The organism is Microbacterium azadirachtae (genome assembly GCF_000956505.1).
GTDB classification, from domain to species: domain Bacteria; phylum Actinomycetota; class Actinomycetes; order Actinomycetales; family Microbacteriaceae; genus Microbacterium; species Microbacterium azadirachtae_A.
The window spans coordinates 1-1088 of sequence record NZ_JYIX01000001.1; the positions used below are offsets into that span (position 1 = coordinate 1).

The window sequence follows — 1088 nt, forward strand, 5'->3', positions numbered from 1 at the left end:
GCGGGTGCGGGCGCGTCGGACGTGCAAGGCGTGGTCGAGGGACTCGCGGATGCGGAGGCGGTGGCGGTGCTTCGCGAGGCCGGTGAGGTCGGCCGGCTGGTGGAGCAGGTGCAGGTGATCTGCGCCGGAGTGATCGCACGACGCTCCACCCGGGACGCAGGGCACGCCGGGCTGGCACAGGCGCGTGGACACCGGTCCGCGGCGTCGCTCGTGCAGGAGCTCGGCGGGATGACGAAGGGCGAAGCGGCGAGGCAGGTGCGGGTCGGAGAGGCGCTGCTCGACGAGGCAGCTGGTTCGGGCGCCGCGGCTGACCTGTCCGGCGTCGATGCGCCCGACGCCGGACAGGCCACGGTTGATTGGCGGCAGGTGCTGCGGGAGGGTCTGCGGTCCGGGGCCCTCACGTCGGCGCAGTTCGATGCGATCCGCCGCGGACTCGGCGACCCACCGTCCGCACCAGAAGGTTGCTCTGACGCCAACCGCGCCATGCACGACCGCGCCACCCGCGACGCCTGGGCGCACGCCGCCGAGCAGCTCGTTGAGGAGGCAGGGCGGCGGACCGTGGAAGAACTGGGGGTGGCCGCGCGGACGGTCCGGGATCTGCTCGACCCGGACGGCGCCGAGGTCCGGTTCCTGGCCCGGTATGAGAAGCGTGCGTTCCGGACCTGGTTCGACCAGGACGGGATGCGACGGGCATCGATCGCGTTCGATGATGAAGGCGGCGCATTCGTGGACACGATCTTTGCTGCCGCGCTGCGACCCCGCCGCGGCGGACCCCGGTTCGTCGACACCTCCGAGAAGACGTCCGCCGCTGACCTGTCCGCGGATCCACGCACGAATGATCAGCTGTCCTACGACCTGCTCCTCGACCTCATCCGCACCGGCACCCTCGCCGACCCTGCCGCCGTGTTCGGCACCCGCCAGGCCGGACTCCGCCTCATCCAGCAGATCACGGTGGACGGTTCGCTGGCGCCGGTCGCGGTCACCGAAGACGGCCTCACCGCGCTCCCCGCCGCGGTCGCGGAACGACGCATCTGCGACACCGGAACCATCCCCGTCACCGTCGACACCTGTGGGAACCCCCTCGACGT

Annotated in this window: 1 protein-coding gene; it reads left to right on the forward strand. The window is 72.0% G+C overall.

Features of this window, described 5'->3' with window-relative positions:
• A partial coding sequence (locus tag RS86_RS20520; protein ID WP_045270152.1) for a hypothetical protein occupies positions 1–1088 on the forward strand: 1088 nt, incomplete at both ends.